The organism is Exiguobacterium sp. s189 (assembly GCF_018617615.1).
In the GTDB taxonomy this organism is placed as follows: domain Bacteria; phylum Bacillota; class Bacilli; order Exiguobacteriales; family Exiguobacteriaceae; genus Exiguobacterium; species Exiguobacterium aestuarii_A.
On the sequence record NZ_JACSKM010000003.1, the window covers coordinates 123112 to 142448 of the forward strand.

The window sequence follows — 19337 nt, forward strand, 5'->3', positions numbered from 1 at the left end:
ATGTGATTTCCTCCTTCAAAATTATGTGTTAAGGGACGAGAATGCCGTAAACGAGTGCGGCGATGACAGCACCGATAATCGGACCGACAACTGGAATCCATGAATAGCCCCAGTCTGAAGAGCCTTTTCCTTTAATCGGAAGAATGGCGTGCGCGATACGTGGCCCAAGGTCACGTGCCGGGTTAATCGCATACCCCGTCGTACCACCAAGCGAGAGACCGATTGAGACGATCAAGAAACCGACGATGAGCGGATTGAGTCCGTCTGCGAATGTGTTTGCCCCGAATGACAACAACGCGAACAAGAGGACGAATGTTCCGATAATCTCACCAATCAAGTTGTACGGTGTGCTTCGGATACCTGGTGCTGTAGAGAACGTTGCGAGTTTCAAGCCTGGATCGTCCGTCGCATCGTAATGCGGCTTGTAGTGGACATATACCAAACATGCCCCGATGAACGCCCCGATAAACTGAGCAAGGATGTAGAGTGGGACATCGGCCCATGGGAATTCGCCTGCTGTCGCGAGACCAATCGTGACGGCAGGGTTGATGTGTGCGCCTCCGTAAATACCGGCTGCGTAGACCCCGACCATAACGGCAAGACCCCAACCCATGGTGATAACAATCCAGCCAGAGTTTTCCGCTTTGGAATGGCGGAGGACGACGCCGGCGACGACACCGTTACCGAGCAGAATCAATAGCATCGTACCGATAATTTCACTTACAAATGCTGACATGTGATACTCCCCTTTCTCCCTTATGCAATTTGACTTACCACTTCATTATATGCCCAAAATGTAAGCGTTTTAAAACGGTGTTTTTCAAAAATCCTACTTTTTCCCTACAAATGTTCACATTTACACCTGTAAACTTCACATAAAGAGTCAGATAGAGAGCGACATGGATATGATTTTGACATCCTTTTTAAAAAATCATGGGAATTTCAATCGAATAGGAACAAGGTCCAGGATCCGACTTTCCGTGTTCTATGCTACAAAAACGATTGTGAAGCGTTTCTCGAAGGATGAACGTAACAAGATTTGATGTTTCTTTTGAGACGGTAACGGAAAAAGAAATGATGATATATAAGAGAAAAGGCTTAAATCCGTATGCAAGCTAATAAGCGAATATTTGTTCGTGTCTATGGTATAATCAAGACACTATGAAATGAGAAGGTGAGGAGTATCTTATGGAATCGATTCCGTTTGCATTACAATCTGAATTTCAACCAGGAGGTGACCAGCCTGAAGCGATTCGACAACTTGTCGAAGGCGTCAATCGGGGTGACCGTTATCAGACACTCCTCGGGGCGACCGGAACTGGGAAGACGTTCACCGTCTCGAACGTCATCCAAGAAGTGAAGAAGCCGACACTCGTCCTCGCCCACAACAAGACGCTCGCCGGTCAATTGTATTCCGAGTTCAAGGAGTTCTTTCCGAACAATGCGGTCGAATATTTTGTCAGTTACTATGATTATTATCAGCCGGAAGCGTACGTGCCTTCGACCGATACGTTTATCGAGAAAGATGCGTCCATCAACGATGAAATCGATAAGCTGCGTCACTCGGCGACGTCGGCTCTCTTCGAGCGGGACGACGTCATCATCGTCGCATCTGTTTCCTGTATATATGGTCTCGGTAACCCGGAAGAATATCGCAGCCTCGTATTGAGTCTGCGGGTCGGTAAAGAGATGGGCCGTGACGAGATGCTTCGTAAGCTCATCGATATTCAATATGAACGAAACGATATCGACTTCCAGCGTGGACGTTTCCGTGTACGTGGGGACGTCGTCGAAATCTTCCCAGCGTCACGTGACGAACACTGCATGCGCATCGAATTTTTCGGGGACGAGATTGACCGGATCCGTGAGATGGACCCGTTGACGGGTGAAATCATCGCGGACCGCGATCACGTCGCCATCTTCCCGGCATCCCACTTCGTCACGCGTGACGAGAAACTGCAAAAAGCAATCGTCAACATCGAAGCGGAACTCGAGGAGCAGCTCGAGAAGTTCCGTGAGGAAGGGAAGCTACTCGAAGCACAACGTCTCGAACAGCGAACGCATTACGATTTGGAGATGATGCGTGAAATGGGGTATTGTTCAGGCATCGAGAACTATTCGAGACACTTGAACTTGATGCCGGAGGGCTCGACCCCGTATACATTGATCGACTACTTCCCGGAAGACTTCCTCCTCGTCGCCGATGAGTCACACGTGACGCTCCCGCAAGTGCGCGGGATGTATAACGGGGACCAGGCGCGGAAACAAGTGCTCGTCGACCACGGGTTCCGTCTTCCTTCTGCGAAGGACAACCGTCCCCTCAAATTCGATGAATTCGAGAAGAAATTGTCACAAGCGATCTTCATCTCGGCGACACCAGGTCCGTACGAGCTCGAACATACACCGAACATGATCGAGCAGATCATTCGTCCGACAGGGCTACTCGACCCGACGATCGAGATTCATCCGATCAAAGGACAAATCGACTACTTGATGGACCAGATTCGCGAACGCATCAAGCGAGACGAGCGTGTACTCGTGACGACGCTCACGAAGAAGATGGCAGAAGACTTGTCCGACTACTTGCGTGAAGCAGGAATCAAGGTCAATTATATGCACTCCGAGATCAAGACGCTCGAACGGATTGAAATCATCCGTGACCTTCGTCTCGGGAAGTATGACGTGCTCGTCGGAATCAACTTGTTACGAGAAGGGCTCGATATTCCGGAAGTCAGTCTCGTGACGATTCTCGATGCCGACAAGGAAGGGTTCCTTCGTTCCGATCGTTCGCTCATCCAGACGATTGGACGGGCGGCCCGTAATGCGAACGGACACGTCATCCTGTTCGCGGATAAGATGACCGACTCGATGGCACGAGCCATCGAAGAGACGGATCGTCGTCGGACGATTCAACAAGCATATAATGAAGAACATGGCATCACGCCACAGACGATTCGTAAAGACGTCCGTGGTGTCATCCGGGCGACGGTCGAGGCCGAAGAAGAGGCACTCGAATCGCTCAGTACGATGAAGCCGGCCGAACGCGAGGCGGCGATTGCCAAACTAGAAGAAGAAATGAAGCAAGCGGCGCGCGATCTCCAGTTCGAACGTGCGGCCGAATTGCGTGACTTAATCTTGGAGTTGAAGGTAGGGAATTAAATGGCTGAAAAGAAAAATGCGATTGTCATCAAAGGGGCACGCGTCAACAACTTGAAAAATATCGACATCGATATCCCACGTGACCAGCTCGTCGTCTTGACGGGCTTGTCCGGCTCCGGGAAGTCGTCGCTCGCGTTCGACACGATTTATGCGGAAGGACAGCGACGCTACGTCGAGAGTTTGTCTGCGTACGCTCGTCAGTTCCTCGGACAGATGGATAAGCCGGATGTCGATACGATTGAAGGCTTAAGTCCGGCCATCTCGATCGACCAGAAGACGACGAGCCGAAACCCGCGCTCGACCGTCGGAACGGTGACCGAGATTTACGACTATCTCCGACTCTTGTTCGCACGAATCGGAAAACCGGTCTGTCCGAACCACGGAATTGAGATTTCGAGTCAGACGATTTCGCAGATGGTCGACCAGGTGATGGAATTGCCGGAACGGACGCGACTTCAGATTTTGGCACCAATTGTGTCAGGTCGTAAAGGAACGCACGTCAAAGTATTCGACTCGTTGAAAAAAGAAGGATTCGTCCGTGTACGAGTGAACGGAGAGACGATCGAATTGACGGATGAAATCGAGCTCGACAAAAACAAGAAGCACTCGATCGAAGTCGTCGTCGACCGTCTCGTCGTCCGACCTGACGTCGAAGGGCGCCTTGCCGACTCTCTTGAAACGGCATTACGCCTCGCCGACGGACGTGTCATCATCGACAAGATGGACGGGACCGAGCTTCTCTTCAGCGAACACCACGCTTGCCCGATTTGTGGATTCTCAATCGGAGAACTCGAACCACGTATGTTCTCCTTCAACTCACCGTTCGGGGCTTGCCCGACGTGTGATGGTCTTGGGACGAAACTAGACGTCGACCCAGAACTCGTCATCCCTGATCCGTCGAAGACGTTAAAAGAAGGGGCGGTCGCTGCATGGCAACCGACAAGTTCCCAGTACTATCCGCAACTGTTGGCGGCGATGTGTCAGCATTTCAATATCGACATGGACGTACCGTTCGAGCGTCTGTCGAAGCGTGACCAAGACCTCGTCTTGAACGGATCTTCGGAAGAGTCGTTCCTCTTCCGATACGAGAACGACTTCGGTCAGGTCCGGACGAACACAATTTTCTTTGAAGGGGTGCTCCGTAACATCGAGCGCCGCTACCGGGAGACGACGTCCGACTATATCCGTGAACAGATGGAGATGTATATGGCGACGCACGCCTGCCCGACATGTCACGGCTATCGTTTGAAAGAAGAGTCACTCGCCGTCAAGATCACGGGCCAGCACGTCGGAGAAGTGACGGAGAAGTCGGTCGTGAACGCACTTGCGTTCTTTGAAGGACTGAATGAACAGCTCAGTGAAAAAGATATCGCCATCGCCAGACTCATCTTGCAGGAAATCCGTGAGCGACTCAGCTTCTTGAATAACGTCGGTCTCGACTATTTGACGTTGTCTCGTGCCGCGGGAACCCTCTCAGGTGGGGAAGCCCAGCGGATTCGACTTGCGACGCAAATCGGTTCACGTCTCACAGGTGTCTTGTACGTCCTCGATGAACCGTCGATCGGTCTTCACCAACGAGACAACGACCGCTTGATTGCCACGCTCAAACAGATGCGAGACATCGGCAACACGCTCATCGTCGTCGAGCATGATGAAGATACGATGATGGAAGCCGACTATTTAATCGATATCGGACCGGGTGCCGGGGAGCACGGTGGACAAGTCATCGCTGCCGGGACGCCGAAGCAACTGATGAAAAACAAGAACTCGCTCACAGGTCAATACCTTGCCGGGAAGAAGTTCATCCCGCTCCCGGCTGAACGGAAGATGCCGGACGAACGGTTCTTGAAGATTCTCAAGGCAGAAGAAAACAACTTGAAAGATGTCGACGTCTCGATTCCGCTCGGGATGTTCGTCGCCGTGACGGGTGTATCCGGTTCTGGGAAGTCGACACTCATCAACGAGATTCTTTATAAATCGCTCGCACACAATATGAACCGTGCCAAAGCGAAGCCAGGGAAACATAAGAAGATTGAAGGTCTCGAGCATATCGATAAAGTCATCGATATCGACCAATCCCCAATCGGACGTACGCCGCGTTCAAACCCGGCGACGTATACGGGCGTCTTCGACGACATCCGTGACGTCTTCGCCTCGACGAACGAAGCGAAGATGCGCGGCTATAAGAAAGGGCGCTTCAGTTTCAACGTGAAAGGCGGACGCTGTGAAGCGTGCCGTGGGGACGGGATCATCAAAATCGAGATGCACTTCTTACCGGACGTGTATGTTCCATGTGAGGTCTGTCACGGGAAACGCTATAACCGTGAGACGCTCGAAGTGAAGTATAAAGGGAAGACGATTGCCGATGTCCTCGATATGACGATTGAGGAAGGGCTCGAATTCTTTGACAAAATTCCGAAAATCAAGCGGAAGATTCAGACCATCTATGACGTCGGTCTTGGCTATATGAAACTCGGTCAGCCGGCGACGGAACTTTCCGGTGGGGAAGCCCAGCGTGTCAAACTCGCTTCGGAGCTTCATAAACGTTCGACCGGAAAGACGATTTATATTTTGGACGAACCGACGACAGGTCTTCATGTCGATGACATCGCCCGCTTGTTGAAAGTGTTGCAGCGCCTCGTTGAGAACGGGGACACGGTGCTCGTCATCGAACATAACCTCGACGTCATCAAGTCGGCCGATTATTTGATCGACCTCGGACCAGAAGGCGGGGACGGCGGCGGACTCATCGTCGCGACAGGGACTCCAGAAGAAGTTGCTGAAGTGTCAGGCTCGTATACCGGCAAGTATTTGAAGCCAGTACTCGAACGAGATGCGGCTCGCGTGAAACCAAAAGCAGGAAAAAAGAAATAAGTATAGAAATGGTGAGAAACGGGAAGGTAATTGACGTGCAACCAAATTGAAGGGGGAAAATGAACGTGAAACAAGAAATGCGTGAACTGATTCTCCAGCAAGTGAAGGAAGGAAAATTGACAATCGAGGAGGCGATGACGCAACTCGAACGTCTCGAGCGCCTCGAACCAGAACAAGTCCAGGCGTTAGAAGAGCGACAAGACACGGAGAAGGTCGATGCCTATTCGGTCGAATCGCTCACGACGAAACTGACGTCTGCGGTAGAAGGACTCGTCACGAAGCTTCGTGACAGCGACTTCTCCTTCAGCTCGAACTTCGGGCCAGAAGTGACGTATTCGAAATCATTCCCATTCACAGGCACCGACATCTCACTCGATCTCTTCAACGCATCGGCGACCATTGTCTCGTCAGATGCAGAAGATTGTGAGCTCATCGTGACCGGTCGTCCGCTCCGCCAACAAGACGCGGACAAAGCGCTCGAACAGTTGCAATCAGCGGTCAAGCATTCCGTCATTGGGGACCGTCTCGTCGTCTCCTTGCGTGACAAGCTCGTCCGGGCCCACGTGGAACTGTACGTCCCGCATCACCATTTCAACCATCTTCATATTCAGACATTGAACGGGGAAGTCCGTGCCGATGGTTTGGACGTCGAGAACGTCCGCGTGCAAACGGCGAACGGTCGCGTCGTCCTACATGAAGTACACGCGTCTGAACTCCTTCTCAATACCGGAAACGGGACAGTCGAGGTGGAAGGTGTTGAGGCGGAGCTCGTGCACGTCCGTACCGGAAACGGGGCCGTCATCGTCGGAGGGAAGTACGATAAAGCATCCCTCAAGACAGGGAACGGCAACATCCGCGCGGAACTCGCGACAGCACGTCCGGCCAAGTTCGAACTCGCTTCGCTCGCCGGAAACATTCGACTCGTGTTGCCACACGGCGTCGAGGTCGAAGGAGAACTCGAGACGAACTTCGGGGGACTCCACTGCTTACTCGACGAACTTGAAATCATTCGTGACCGAAAAGACGTTGCCCAACGTCGTCTCGAATTCTTGTCCGGTCGGGGTCAAACACCTCGCATCGAAGTCGAAGCGGGTACACGTACCGGTACAATCGATTTGGAACACGGATCGGTGTATACACCGTCGACTTTCCTTGAGGAAGAACAGACGGAGCCGTCGGATCCGGTCGATCCCGTCGACCCAGCTGATTTGAATAATCCGTTCCATCAACAATAAGCAAATCCCGAAGGCAGCGCCTTCGGGATTTTTTTGATTATAAATTCATTTCATACTCCATCTGTTGCCAATCCATCATCTGTGTATCAAACAGCGTGAATGCACTGACTGCGAAGACGATAAAGAGGACCGGTCCGGCAATCAATAAGATGATACCGAGTAGTCGCATCGATTTCGAGCGATTCCAGTAGAAGATGATGGCGACAATCATCGAGATGAGCGCGCCGGATAAGAAGAATCCGATGATATTTAAAATGAACAAGAGCAAGACCGTCTCGTTTTTCGTCGCCGCATACTCTTTCCACATATCAATCAATGACTTGATGATGTAGATGAGCGTTCCGATTCCGATGACGAGCGCGATGAGCACGACAATCCAAAACAACGCATCCATATTTTCACCTCCTCTATTTGCCTATACCCTTCCTACGAACGCCATGTATGAAAGTTTCAACAATTTTTTGACACGTTCTTCATCACTTCCCTAACACTTCCGAGAAAGAGCTATGATACAATAATGAGCGTGAAAGGGGCAGATACTGATGCAAAATATCGTACGTACAGCTCAAGTCGTTGAGCGTTTTAAACTTCAAGTCATTGCGGGAGAAGAGGGCCTTCATCGTCCGGTCGCCACACCTGACCTTAGTCGACCAGGACTCGTCCTCGCCGGTTATTACACGCACTATGCGAAAAATCGTCTTCAAGTGCTCGGGAAGACGGAGTTGACTTTCTATGCGAGCTTATCGGAAGAAAAGCGTCGCGAGCGTGCCCGGATTTTATGTACGGAATCGACACCTGGGATTTTAATCACACGTGGATTTGATATTCCGACAGAAATCGAAGAAGAAGCGGAAGCGGCAAACGTCCCACTCATGCGGACGAATGCGGTGACGACATCAATTGAGTCGCAAATCACGAACTTCCTCGAGATGGAACTTGCACCGATGACAGCGATGCACGGCGTCCTCGTCGACATTTACGGCGTCGGCGTTCTCATCAAAGGACAGAGCGGTGTCGGGAAATCGGAGACCGCGCTTGAACTCGTCAAACGGGGGCACCGTCTCGTCGCCGATGATTCGGTCGAGATTCGCCAAACGGGCGACCAGCTCCTCGTCGGTTCAGCACCGAAGCTGATTCGCCACTTGCTTGAGATTCGTGGAATTGGCATCATCGATGTCATGACCTTGTTCGGCGCAGGTGCGGTCCGTTCGCATAAGAAGATCAGTCTCATCGTCAATTTGGAGAACTGGGACGCTGGAAAAGTGTACGACCGCGTCGGACTCGATCACAACACGATGAAAATCATCGACAGTGAAGTCCCGCTCCTCACGATCCCTGTCCGTCCAGGTCGAAACTTGGCGGTCATCATCGAGGTCGCAGCGATGAACTATCGTCTGCAAAACATGGGCATCAATACAGCTGAAGAGTTTGCGGAACGTCTCGCGAACGCGATTCAGGACACTGAAGGAGACTTGTGATCATGGTAGAACCGACATTTGATCGTGTAGCGTTTGAAATCGGGTCTCTGCCGATTTACTGGTATGGTATGATCATCGCCTTCGGGGCAATGCTCGGACTCGTCCTTGCCCTTTACGAGGCGAAGCGCATCAACTATGATTCGGAACGACTCGTGGATGTCGTCATCTGGTCGATTCCAATCAGTATCATCTTCGCGCGTATTTACTATGTGACGTTCCAATGGGATTACTACTCAGAGAACCTCGGGCAGATCATCGATATCCGTCAAGGCGGGATTGCCATTCACGGTGCCATCTTCGGGGCACTCCTTGTCGTCATCGTCTATTGTATGCGAAAATCGATGTCGTTCTGGAAAGTGACGGACATCTTGGCGCCATCACTTCTCCTCGGACAAGCAATCGGGCGCTGGGGGAACTTCATGAACCAAGAGGCCCATGGTGGCGAGACGACGCGTAGCTTCCTGCAAGATACGCTCTTGCTACCGGATTGGATCGTCAATCAGATGTATATCGACGGGGCATACTATATCCCGACGTTCCTCTATGAAAGTGTATGGAACATCATCGGGGTCATCCTCCTCGTCGCATGGCGCATGATCGGAAACCCACGTCGCGGATACATCTTCTTGTCGTATCTCGTCTGGTATTCGATCGGTCGCTTCTATATCGAAGGACTGCGGACGGATAGTCTCATGTCAGGCGATTTGCGTGCGGCCCAAATGGTGTCGATCGTCTTGATCCTCTTCGGTATCGTCATGATGGTCCTTCGCCGCAACGCGAAACGATACAATGACCCTTCAGAGAAAGGATTGTTTGATTAATGGATACGCTCTTATTTGACTTAGACGGTACGTTACTCGATACGAACCCGCTTATCATCGCCAGCTTCCGTCATACGTTCGACTATTATTTCCCGGAACATACGTATCGGGATGAGGACATCTATCGCTTCATCGGACCGACGCTCGAGAAATCGTTCCGTGAATTGAACGAAGCAGAATGGAAAGAGATGCAGGCGTTCTATCGGAGTTTCAACATCGCCATGCACGACCATCTCGTCGCAGAGTACCCAGGTGTCATCGAAGGCTTATATCGCCTTCATGCGAAAGGGTACAAGATGGGCGTCGTCACATCGAAAGGCCGTCCGGTCGTCGAACGGGGCCTTCGGTTGTTTAACATCGACCACTTGTTTGATGTCGTCGTGACAGCTGACGATGTCGAGAATGAAAAACCGCACGCCGAACCGGTCGAACGTGCTCTTCAAGCGCTCGACTCGTCACCGGAGCGAGCGGTCATGGTCGGTGACAACGATACGGACATCTTCAGCGGGAAGAACGCTGGGACGAAGACGGTCGCTGTCGGGTGGGCACTAAAAGGTCGCCCATTCCTCGAGTCACTCGAGCCGGACGTCATCATCGACTCGATGGAACATTTCGAGGCATGGCTTGACGAGGTCAGCGTCCATGCGTAAGACGAAACGGTTTCGTATCGACGGGCCGAACCCGCTTTGGCAGATGTATCGGACGATTCGCTTCCTACGTGTCTTCAAAAACACAGCGGTCGTGCTCGTCGGGCGTTACTTCCCTTCGGTGAAGGCGAAGCGGTGGTTGTACCGGACATTTCTCGGAATGAACATCGGAGAGTATAGCGCTCTCGCCCTCATGGTCACGCCGGACGTCATGTTCCCGGAACGGATCACCATCGGTCGGAACACGGTCATCGGATTCAACTCGACGATCCTCTGCCATGAGTATCTCGTCGATGAGTATCGAATCGGAGATGTCGTCATCGGAAATGAAGTCTTGATTGGCGCGAACGTGACCATCTTACCGGGCGTGACGATCGGCGACGGAGCTGTCGTCGGTGCAGGTGCGGTCGTACATCGCGACGTCTTGCCGGGAGAGCGGGTCGTCGGTTCGAAACTCCAGTCGCTGACACATATTTGACACAATTTTTCGCAAAATGTTTTTATGCCTCTTTTGTATAGAGACATGAAAGAATACTTGAGCGGTATCACTTTTTTTAAAAGGGATGCCGCTTTTTAATGGGAAAATGAACCGAAATGAAGGAATCATATTTTCGCTCAAAAACAATTTTTGAACCTAGTAAAAAATATTCATTATAGAGGGAATATAGTCGCAATTTTTTTTAACTTTTTCAGTTGCCCTCGTTGTTCGAGTGCGGTATTCTTATCCCTGCAACTAAAAAAAGATTTAGAGATGATGTGGAGGATTTAGAATATGGAAGCGAACTATGAAGCAGTAATGACGCTACCCGAACCAGAATCTCCGCTCGCTGCGGAGCTCCACTACTATAGAGGTCGTCGTGCGTTACGGGAAGGTCGCCTAGATGAAGCGACTTTTTTCATGGCTGAAGCGACAGCGGCAGCCACGCATCGCGTCGACTATCATAAACAGTATGCAGAACTGTTATTTGAAGTAGGGGAGGTCTACCACGCCAATGACGTGTGGAAACGAGTATTAGAGCTCGACGAGACCGCGACAGAGGCGCTCTATCATTTAGCGAGCAACTGTGCCTATGTCTCTCAATATGAAGAAGCGGCGAACTATGCATCTGAATATCTCGCACGTGACACGAAAGGTCACTACGCGGAAGCCGTGCAATCCCTTCTCGAACTAATCGAACTCGAACAAGAGCTCGAGGATGAGGAAGAAGACGAATTGATCACATGGCATTCAGAAGCGCAGCGTCAAATCGACAAAGGACGGCTATTTGCGGCAAAGGCGACGCTCGAGCGTTTGATCGGGCAGTATCCATCGTTTTGGCCGGCCTATAACAATTTATCCGTCGTCAGTTTTTACCTCGGCGACGACCAAGCGGCGTTTCGGACGCTCGAGTACGTGCTCGATCAAAATCCGGGCAACTTGCATGCGATCTTGAACACGATTCTCCTATTGCATGAAGCGGGACAATCCGAAGCGGCGATGCAGTTATCGACGCCACTCACACGTGTCCGTCCACTCCAGTTTGATTTACGTTATAAATTGGCGACGACACTCGCGCTCGTCGGTCATTATGACCGTGCGTATGAAGAGTTACGTCTATTGAAAGAACGCGGGTTTCGCGGTGACGCATTGTTCGGGCATTGGCTCAGCGTGTCTGCCTATAAGACAGGACGATTAGAAGAGGCAGCCACCTACTTGAACAAAGATGAGATGAAACGATTCGAAGAGAAACAGAGTTTCGATATTCGAGAAAACCTCGAGTTTCGTTCGGCGCTCGTCCAAGGACTTCGTCAAGAGACGGACTTGGCCCGGATCGAGATCATTCGAATCATTTCTAACCTGAAAGACGATGAGGCGTTTGAAGCGCTCGCGCTGACGAACGCCGTGACAGAGAACGAGACGGTCCGTGCGTTTGCGGAAATGTGTCGTGCCGACCTCTGTCAGCAACCGTTCCAAGGAGACGCTCGTGTCAAGCGCGCGTTTGACGCCCTTGTCCTTGCCGAATCACATGTTTCGGAAGCGGAACGGATGAGCCTAGAAGGTGATTTTTATGAACGATTTGCTACGCTTCTGTTATCGGACGAAGCATTCATGGACGTAACGGCATCGGCCGCTGCGCTCGTCTGGATGTTTTATACGAAACGAGACGCCTTGATTCTCGAGGACTGTGCGAATGCCTTCCATCTCCCGGTCGACACGTTGACGGAGACGGTTCGTTCGTTCAAACGGACACTCGAACAAGCATAAAGATAGACGATACCCATACAGGTTTCTTATACTAAAGGCAATCAATATTTTGCAGAGGTGGAATCAACATGACAGAAGAAAAAATTTATGACGTCATTATCATCGGTGCCGGCCCTGCCGGAATGACCGCTGCGCTATATGCTTCACGTGCGAACCTTTCAACACTTATGATCGAACGCGGAATTCCGGGTGGTCAGATGGCCAACACGGAAGACATCGAGAACTACCCAGGATACGACAGCATTCTCGGTCCTGACTTGTCTCAGAAGATGTTCGACCATTCGAAAGCGTTCGGTGCGGAGTATGCGTATGGGGACGTACAAAGCATCTCGGATGAAACAGAATACAAAATCGTGCATGCGCACAACCGCGACTATAAAGCGCGTGCCATCATCCTCGCCTCTGGTGCTCAGTATAAGAAAATCGGTGTACCGGGTGAAGAAGAACTCGGCGGCCGTGGCGTATCGTACTGTGCGGTATGTGACGGAGCATTCTTCAAAGGCAAAGATCTCTTCGTCATCGGTGGTGGCGACTCAGCCGTTGAAGAAGGTGTCTTCTTGACACGTTTCGCGAACAAGGTGACGATCGTTCACCGTCGCGATGAGCTCCGCGCTCAAAAGATTCTTCAAAAACGTGCGTTCGACAATGAGAAAATCGATTTCATTTGGAACCACACATTGAAAGAAATCACAGAGAAAGACGGTAAAGTCGGTGGCGCTCGTCTCGTCAGTACGATTGACGGTACAGAGACAGATCACGAAATCGACGGCGTCTTCATCTATATCGGCATGAACCCGATTACTGGATTCGTCCAAGATCTCGGAATTACGAACGAGCAAGGCTATATCGTCACGAACGAGGCGATGGAAACGAAGATTCCTGGAATCTTTGCTGCCGGGGATGTTCGTGACAAAACGCTCCGCCAAGTCGTCACGGCGACGAACGACGGATCGATTGCCGCTCAGAACGCTCAGCACTTCATCGAGGGGCTCCTCGAATCGTTGCAAGAACAAAACGCATGATTCAAGAAGGTAGGACTGCGGGGAACCGCGGTCCTTCTCTTTTTTTCGGACGTTCGTTATACTAGATGAAGAGAGCTACACACACGGCTCGGTTGTCAATTTTAAGGGGGCGTCAGCGAGATGGAAGATTTTAAAGGATTAGAAGAATTGATCATCATCAGCGGAATGAGCGGGGCTGGGAAGTCGGTCGCGATGAATAGTTTCGAGGATCTCGGCTATTTCTGTGTCGATAACTTGCCACCGGTTCTTTTGCCACAATTGATTGATGTCATCAGCTCGGTCCGACCGAAAATCGCGGTCGCCATTGATACACGTACGAGAGATTTTATCGATAGCCTGTTCATCGTCATCGACGATTTAGAAAAGAAGAACGTACACCCACATCTTTTGTACTTAGAGACGCGTGACGATGTGCTCGTTCGTCGCTACAAAGAGACGCGACGCTCACATCCGCTCGCACCAGAGGACGCGCCACTCGTCGGCATCCAGATGGAGCGCGAATTGTTGGAAGGATTCCGCGACCGTGCCCATACGCTTTATGACACGAGTGACTTGAAACCACAGATGTTGAAGGACCGCATCTTGCAACAGTTCAACGAGGAACGCATCCCGTTCACGGTCAACTTTATGTCGTTCGGATTCAAACACGGGGTCCCGCTCGATGTGGACTTACTGTTCGATGTCCGCTTTATCACGAACCCGTTCTATATCCCTGAGCTACGACCGCTCACGGGTCAGACGACGGAAGTGCAAGACTACGTCATGTCACATCCGGAGGCGCGAGCGTTTTATAAGAAGCTGATCGATATGCTCGAATTCCTGCTTCCGCAATATAAGCGGGAAGGGAAGACGCAGATTGTCGTGGCGTTCGGTTGTACGGGTGGGAAACACCGTTCGATCACGTTCGCCGAGAAAGTGTCGGAGCATTTTGCGGAGCGCTACAACGTAAAGACGGTCCACCGTGACCTTGCCCACGCGACGAAGGAGAAATGATATGAGACGAGACCGGAAAGTAGTGGCCATCGGTGGGGGGGCAGGATTGTCCACCCTCGTCCGTGGCTTGAAGCATTATCCGCTCGACATCACCGCCATCGTCACGGTCGGGGACGACGGAGGCAGCTCAGGACGCCTTCGTGACGAATTTCATATGTTGCCCCCGGGCGACATTCGAAACGTCATCTTGGCCCTGTCAGAAGTCGAGCCGTTGATGGATAAGATCTTACAGTATCGTTTCGACACGGGGTATGGCCTAGAAGGTCACTCCCTCGGGAACTTGATGCTGACGGCGGCGACGCATATTTGTGAAGGCTCGTTCGTCAAAGCGATCGACGTCATGTCGCAGCTCTTGAACGCACAAGGGAAAGTGTTGCCGGTGACGGAGACGCTCATGACGCTCGCGGCGGAGTTTGAAGATGGGACGATTGTCAAAGGCGAATCGAAGATCCCGCTCCATCAGCAGCCGATCAAACGCCTGTTTTTACTCGAAGAAGGCATCAAGCCGGCCCCAGGGGTCGTGGAAGCCATCGAGTCGGCAGACGTCATCGTGCTCGGTCCAGGGAGTCTCTATACGAGTATCATCCCGAACCTACTCATTCCAGACGTGCGAGAAGCCATCGTCCGTTCACAAGTCCCGGTCGTCTATATTTGTAACGTCATGACACAACCGGGCGAGACGAAGGGCTATGACGCCATGAAACATTTAAAAGCCATCGAAGCATATCTCGGGAAGGCGTCGATTGATACGATCGTCGTCAATAACGAGCCGATCGATGAAGACTATTTGGAGCGTTACCTCGAGGACGGATCGGAAGAGGTCCGCTTCGACCGGAAGAAACTCCGAAACTATGGAACGAACGTCCTGGCAGGAGATATTGTCGATTACAATCGGGATTATATCCGTCACGACTCCGACGCCATCGCCGGACTCGTCATGCAACGGGTGCTTCGGATCAAAAAACCACGCTCGTTCCAGCAGTTAGAATTGAAATAAGAATTGTTTGAAAGACAGAAAGGAGGGGGACTCGATGAGCTTTGCATCAGATGTGAAGAAAGAATTGACACAACTTGAAGTGAATGACGCCGAGGCGAAAGCGGAATTGTCGGCACTCGTTCGGATGAACGGGGTCATCTCGCTCGCCCTAGGACGAGGCATGACGCTCGACGTCTCGACCGAAAACGCCTCGATTGCCCGTCGAATGTATTCGTTGATGAAACGTCTCTACGACCATCCATTAGATTTGTTCGTACGGAAGAAAATGCGTCTGAAAAAGAATAACGTCTACATCGTCCGGGTGTCACAGCACGCGGAGACGATGCTTCGTGACCTCGAGATTCTAGGAGAACACTATGAGATGATCCGGACGTTGAACTCGGATATGACACGAGACGAGAACTTGGCACGCGCCTACTTGCGTGGGGCTTTCCTCGCCGGAGGATCAATCAACCATCCGAAGACGTCGTCGTATCACCTCGAAGTCTACAGCTTATATGAAAACCATAACCAGGCGCTACGCGATCTGGCGAATCGGTTCGATTTGAATGCGAAGACGCTCGAACGGAAAAAAGGGCACATCCTCTATATGAAGGAGAGCGAGAAAATCTCAGACTTCCTCAAGTTGATTGGTGCGACACGGGGAATGCTCGAATTTGAGGATGCGCGCATCATCAAGGACATGCGCAACTCCGTCAACCGTCTCGTCAACTGTGAGACGGCCAACTTGAACAAGACGGTCGGGGCGGCGTTACGCCAAGTCGAGAACATCAAGTTCTTGGAGCGGACGGTCGGACTCGATGTCTTGCCGAAAAAACTTCGGGAAATCGCCGAACTACGCGTCACGCATCAAGACGTCTCGTTGCAAGAACTCGGGGAGATGCTCGAGTCAGGACCGATCTCGAAGTCTGGAATTAACCATCGACTTCGTAAAATTGACCAAATTGCTGAGCGTGTGCGGAGCGGCGACGAAATCGCCTCATCGTGACGCGGTTGCACCAAAACCATTCTTCCTATATAATAAGCAACTGGAATAGGTTTACTGAATAGGAATTAAAGGAGCTTCATCACTATGTCGAATGAAAAGAAAAGATTATCGCTCACGATTGACGCTAAGCTCGACCAAGTCATCACGGAGCGCGCAAAAGAAATCGGAATTCCGAAGAGTGCACTCGTCACGTTCGCAACAAGCCTTCTCTTGAACCAGCTTCGTGCAGAAGAGTTGTTGAACGGAGATAAGAACGCGATTTACGAAGTGATTCGTAAAGACTATGAATTGCTTACGAGCGTGAAAAATCTAGATCCGAAATAATAAGGTTGACTTCGGTCAGCCTTTTTTAGTTGCATCTCTCTCTGAAATTTGGAATAGTGGTGGTAATGAATTTGAACGGAGGTCGATCGAATGGGTCAAATCTTACTCATCCTATTGCTACAACTTATCTACGTTCCGGTGCTCACGCTCCGGACAATCATGCTCGTGAAAGGGAAGACCGTCATCGCGGGTCTGTTCGGTACGCTTGAAACACTCATCTACATCTTCGCCCTCGGAATCGTATTCCAAGATTTGACGACGCTCGGTATGATCGTGTACGCAGTCGGATTCGGACTCGGGATTTTACTCGGTGGCTATGTCGAACGTAAACTCGCCATCGGCTACAACATGATCCAAGTCCACACGAAAGAATATCCAGCAGAGCTCATTCAACAGATGCGCGACAACGGTTACGGGGTGACGCATTATCAAGGACAAGGTCGAGACGGTGTCCGTTATCGTCTGGACGTTTTGGCAGCCCGTACACGGATGAAAGAATTGCGTGAACTTGTCGAGAAGCATGAGCCGAAGGCGTTTCTCGTCGCATTCGACCCAATCGACTTTAAAGGCGGCTATATGATGAAAGGACTGCGTCGTCCGAAATGACGTACAAGACTCACGGAAGTGGGTCTTTTTTTGTTGGAGTAGGGATTTTCCTGCACGATAGGGAATGAGTGAGGAAAGGAGATGAGACCGTGAAGCGTAATCGGCGTTTTTGGATTGTATTGATTGGGTTACTTGTCGGCATAGGGGTGATTTATGTCGCTGTGTCTTGGTTCGGTGATGGGGACGACCCTGTCAAACCGCCGTTGCCGACGGTTCGTGTCGGCTCGGTGACAGCGGAAGTGGAACAATCGACGTATTGTTGGGAAGCCGGCAGTCGTGCGACGTGCGCCGACTATGGCTTGCCGGAAGCGGATGACCTGCAACTCATCACGGTCAAACCGGGTGACGCGATTGACGTTGTCTATCATGCAGACCCGATGGAATCGAGTTTCTTTCAGATTGAAGATGGAGAACTTGTCCCGGCTGAACCGGTCGTACCGGACGAACCCGGCATTTATCTATACGAGGTCGGTGGAGAGTGGACGCAGGGCGATAGTCGATACGTCTTTGGTGTCCGAGTACCTGAAAATTAATGGTTGACCTGCCTCTTAGGGACGACTGTAAAGTGAAGATAGGAGGTGGGAACACAGTGATTCCGATTGGAAGAGTGGCGCATGTGACTGGATTATCGGTCAAAGCCATCAAATTTTACGAAGGGCGCGGGTTGATTGAACCGACACGATTGGACAACCAGTATCGGATGTATGGGATGGAAGAGATTCGACGATTGAGTGAAATTAAACGATTACGTCAAATCGGGCTCAGTTTAGAGCAGATTCAGTCCGGAGAGTCGACTGAGACGCTACTTGAAACACGGTTACATGAAGTCAGGACAGAAATCGAACAGCTTTGCCGAATCGAGAGACAAATTCGGTCGATGCAGTCAGGAGGGGATGACATGAACATTCGATATGAAACATTACGTGAACCGATTATCGTCTATGGATATGGGAGTACGTTAGAGGAAATTCCGAAGGTGTGGGCGAGACTCCAACCAGAATTGACGACAGATGAGTCGTATGGGGTTTGCCTCCCGCATGAGAATGGTTATGTGGCTGGCATGACGAAGCCCGTGAGTGGGGAAGGATCGCGACAAGTCGAACTGACCGAAGGAAACTATATCGTCGCGACGGTCGAAGGGGGTATCCCGATGATTCCTGAAACATACGAACAACTGTTAAACGTTTCGGACGTGACGCTTCGCGATGCCGTCGACTTTGAACGTTACATTCATGGTCAGGCAGGGGCGGATGACATGATTGAAGTCTGGATGCCGATCGAATAGAAAAAGACGTTTCCCGATTGATTGGGAAACGTCTTTTGTATGATTAGCGAGTCATGACTTTGTCGATGAGACCGTAGTCTTTCGCTTGGTCAGCTGCCATGAAGTAGTCACGCTCTGTGTCGCGCTCGATGACTTCAAGTGGCTGTCCAGTGTTCTCTGCCATGATTTGGTTCAATTTCTCACGCATTTTAATGATACGTTCTGCGTGAATCTTAATGTCTGACGCTTGGCCTTGTGTGCCGCCGAGCGGTTGGTGAATCATGATTTCCGCGTTCGGAAGTGCGAAGCGTTTTCCTTTTTCACCGGCTTGGAGCAAGAAGGCACCCATCGATGCAGCCATTCCGATACAAATCGTCGACACGTTCGGCTTGATGAAGTTCATCGTGTCGTAAATCGCCATACCCGCTGTGATCGAACCACCTGGGCTGTTGATGTAGAGCGAGATGTCCTTTTCTGGATCCTCAGCTGCGAGGAAGAGAAGCTGTGCGACAATTGAGTTCGCGACGTTGTCGTCAATCGCACTTCCGAGAAGGATGATACGGTCTTTGAGCAAGCGTGAGTAGATGTCGTACGCGCGCTCCCCACGGCCTGTCTGTTCGATAACTGTTGGAATTAACATTGAATCTGCCTCCTTTATGTAGGTTGTAAGTTCATCATACCTGT

General features: G+C 51.1%; 19 protein-coding genes. 16 read left to right on the forward strand and 3 right to left on the reverse strand.

Features of this window, described 5'->3' with window-relative positions; all coding sequences use genetic code 11:
• Positions 1–28 precede the first annotated feature (28 nt).
• A complete protein-coding gene (locus KNO99_RS05340; RefSeq protein ID WP_214746002.1) occupies positions 29–736 on the reverse strand; it encodes an MIP/aquaporin family protein in 708 nt (235 codons plus the stop codon).
• A gap of 452 nt (positions 737–1188) precedes the next feature.
• Between KNO99_RS05340 and uvrB the strand changes: the two genes are divergently transcribed.
• From uvrB to KNO99_RS05355, 3 genes are read left to right on the forward strand one after another with little or no spacing between them, the layout of a single operon-like run.
• Positions 1189–3159: an excinuclease ABC subunit UvrB gene (gene uvrB / locus KNO99_RS05345; protein ID WP_214746005.1), complete on the forward strand. Its 1971-nt coding sequence runs from the start codon at positions 1189–1191 to the stop codon at positions 3157–3159.
• Complete coding sequence (uvrA, locus tag KNO99_RS05350; RefSeq protein ID WP_214746008.1) at positions 3160–6033, forward strand: excinuclease ABC subunit UvrA; 2874 nt, start codon at positions 3160–3162, stop codon at positions 6031–6033. It begins immediately after the preceding gene.
• 59 nt (positions 6034–6092) lie between these two features.
• On the forward strand, positions 6093–7268 hold the full coding sequence (locus KNO99_RS05355) for a DUF4097 family beta strand repeat-containing protein (protein ID WP_251130960.1): 1176 nt from the start codon (positions 6093–6095) through the stop codon (positions 7266–7268).
• Between the two features lie 37 nt (positions 7269–7305).
• Here KNO99_RS05355 and KNO99_RS05360 read toward each other — a convergent pair whose 3' ends face one another.
• Positions 7306–7662 (reverse strand): hypothetical protein, encoded by a 357-nt coding sequence (locus KNO99_RS05360; RefSeq protein ID WP_214693574.1) that lies wholly within the window; start codon positions 7660–7662, stop codon positions 7306–7308.
• 148 nt (positions 7663–7810) lie between these two features.
• On the opposite strand from KNO99_RS05360, the gene hprK reads away from it, so the two are divergent.
• The 13 genes from hprK to KNO99_RS05425 all read left to right on the forward strand — a co-directional run bounded on the left by hprK (position 7811) and on the right by KNO99_RS05425 (position 18674).
• The gene (gene hprK / locus KNO99_RS05365) at positions 7811–8746 is read left to right on the forward strand and encodes an HPr(Ser) kinase/phosphatase (RefSeq protein WP_214693573.1); all 936 of its coding nucleotides are present in this window, start codon (positions 7811–7813) and stop codon (positions 8744–8746) included.
• 2 nt (positions 8747–8748) lie between these two features.
• Positions 8749–9567: a prolipoprotein diacylglyceryl transferase gene (gene lgt, locus KNO99_RS05370; RefSeq protein ID WP_214746031.1), complete on the forward strand. Its 819-nt coding sequence runs from the start codon at positions 8749–8751 to the stop codon at positions 9565–9567.
• Positions 9567–10217: a pyrophosphatase PpaX gene (gene ppaX / locus KNO99_RS05375; protein ID WP_214746033.1), complete on the forward strand. Its 651-nt coding sequence runs from the start codon at positions 9567–9569 to the stop codon at positions 10215–10217. The genes lgt and ppaX overlap by 1 nt, the downstream gene beginning before the upstream one ends.
• Positions 10210–10692, forward strand: a complete 483-nt coding sequence (locus tag KNO99_RS05380; RefSeq protein ID WP_214746036.1) for an acyltransferase — start codon at positions 10210–10212, stop codon at positions 10690–10692. Before ppaX ends, KNO99_RS05380 begins: the two co-directional genes overlap by 8 nt.
• A 294-nt stretch (positions 10693–10986) precedes the next feature.
• The gene (locus KNO99_RS05385; protein WP_214746038.1) at positions 10987–12459 is read left to right on the forward strand and encodes a tetratricopeptide repeat protein; all 1473 of its coding nucleotides are present in this window, start codon (positions 10987–10989) and stop codon (positions 12457–12459) included.
• Between the two features lie 68 nt (positions 12460–12527).
• Positions 12528–13481 (forward strand): thioredoxin-disulfide reductase, encoded by a 954-nt coding sequence (gene trxB / locus KNO99_RS05390; protein WP_214746041.1) that lies wholly within the window; start codon positions 12528–12530, stop codon positions 13479–13481.
• Positions 13482–13601: 120 nt separating this feature from the next.
• Entirely contained in the window at positions 13602–14474 is an 873-nt protein-coding gene (rapZ, locus tag KNO99_RS05395; RefSeq protein WP_074033636.1) for an RNase adapter RapZ, read from the forward strand.
• Position 14475: 1 nt separating this feature from the next.
• Positions 14476–15471 (forward strand): gluconeogenesis factor YvcK family protein, encoded by a 996-nt coding sequence (locus KNO99_RS05400; RefSeq protein ID WP_214746044.1) that lies wholly within the window; start codon positions 14476–14478, stop codon positions 15469–15471.
• A 34-nt stretch (positions 15472–15505) separates the two neighbouring features.
• Positions 15506–16459 (forward strand): DNA-binding protein WhiA, encoded by a 954-nt coding sequence (gene whiA, locus KNO99_RS05405; protein ID WP_074033630.1) that lies wholly within the window; start codon positions 15506–15508, stop codon positions 16457–16459.
• Positions 16460–16543: 84 nt separating this feature from the next.
• Positions 16544–16783: a CopG family transcriptional regulator gene (locus KNO99_RS05410; protein ID WP_214746047.1), complete on the forward strand. Its 240-nt coding sequence runs from the start codon at positions 16544–16546 to the stop codon at positions 16781–16783.
• Between the two features lie 90 nt (positions 16784–16873).
• Positions 16874–17389: a DUF2179 domain-containing protein gene (locus KNO99_RS05415; protein WP_074033625.1), complete on the forward strand. Its 516-nt coding sequence runs from the start codon at positions 16874–16876 to the stop codon at positions 17387–17389.
• Positions 17390–17478: 89 nt separating this feature from the next.
• Complete coding sequence (locus tag KNO99_RS05420) at positions 17479–17922, forward strand: hypothetical protein (protein WP_353047385.1); 444 nt, start codon at positions 17479–17481, stop codon at positions 17920–17922.
• Between the two features lie 56 nt (positions 17923–17978).
• Entirely contained in the window at positions 17979–18674 is a 696-nt protein-coding gene (locus tag KNO99_RS05425; protein ID WP_214746053.1) for a MerR family transcriptional regulator, read from the forward strand.
• A 43-nt stretch (positions 18675–18717) separates the two neighbouring features.
• Here the strand turns inward: KNO99_RS05425 and clpP are convergent, their stop codons facing one another.
• Positions 18718–19293, reverse strand: coding sequence for an ATP-dependent Clp endopeptidase proteolytic subunit ClpP (gene clpP, locus KNO99_RS05430; protein ID WP_012726916.1), 576 nt, complete (start codon positions 19291–19293; stop codon positions 18718–18720).
• Positions 19294–19337 lie beyond the last annotated feature (44 nt).

Coding starts and splice junctions, on each gene's coding strand:
- KNO99_RS05340 (WP_214746002.1), bottom strand. CDS start 736: ATGTCAGCATTTGTAAGTGAAATTATCGGTACGATGCTATTGATTCTG.
- lgt (WP_214746031.1), top strand. CDS start 8,749: ATGGTAGAACCGACATTTGATCGTGTAGCGTTTGAAATCGGGTCTCTG.
- KNO99_RS05415 (WP_074033625.1), top strand. CDS start 16,874: ATGGGTCAAATCTTACTCATCCTATTGCTACAACTTATCTACGTTCCG.
- whiA (WP_074033630.1), top strand. CDS start 15,506: ATGAGCTTTGCATCAGATGTGAAGAAAGAATTGACACAACTTGAAGTG.
- KNO99_RS05360 (WP_214693574.1), bottom strand. CDS start 7,662: ATGGATGCGTTGTTTTGGATTGTCGTGCTCATCGCGCTCGTCATCGGA.
- KNO99_RS05410 (WP_214746047.1), top strand. CDS start 16,544: ATGTCGAATGAAAAGAAAAGATTATCGCTCACGATTGACGCTAAGCTC.
- uvrB (WP_214746005.1), top strand. CDS start 1,189: ATGGAATCGATTCCGTTTGCATTACAATCTGAATTTCAACCAGGAGGT.
- trxB (WP_214746041.1), top strand. CDS start 12,528: ATGACAGAAGAAAAAATTTATGACGTCATTATCATCGGTGCCGGCCCT.
- hprK (WP_214693573.1), top strand. CDS start 7,811: ATGCAAAATATCGTACGTACAGCTCAAGTCGTTGAGCGTTTTAAACTT.
- KNO99_RS05400 (WP_214746044.1), top strand. CDS start 14,476: ATGAGACGAGACCGGAAAGTAGTGGCCATCGGTGGGGGGGCAGGATTG.
- KNO99_RS05380 (WP_214746036.1), top strand. CDS start 10,210: ATGCGTAAGACGAAACGGTTTCGTATCGACGGGCCGAACCCGCTTTGG.
- KNO99_RS05385 (WP_214746038.1), top strand. CDS start 10,987: ATGGAAGCGAACTATGAAGCAGTAATGACGCTACCCGAACCAGAATCT.
- KNO99_RS05355 (WP_251130960.1), top strand. CDS start 6,093: ATGAACGTGAAACAAGAAATGCGTGAACTGATTCTCCAGCAAGTGAAG.
- ppaX (WP_214746033.1), top strand. CDS start 9,567: ATGGATACGCTCTTATTTGACTTAGACGGTACGTTACTCGATACGAAC.
- rapZ (WP_074033636.1), top strand. CDS start 13,602: ATGGAAGATTTTAAAGGATTAGAAGAATTGATCATCATCAGCGGAATG.
- clpP (WP_012726916.1), bottom strand. CDS start 19,293: ATGTTAATTCCAACAGTTATCGAACAGACAGGCCGTGGGGAGCGCGCG.
- uvrA (WP_214746008.1), top strand. CDS start 3,160: ATGGCTGAAAAGAAAAATGCGATTGTCATCAAAGGGGCACGCGTCAAC.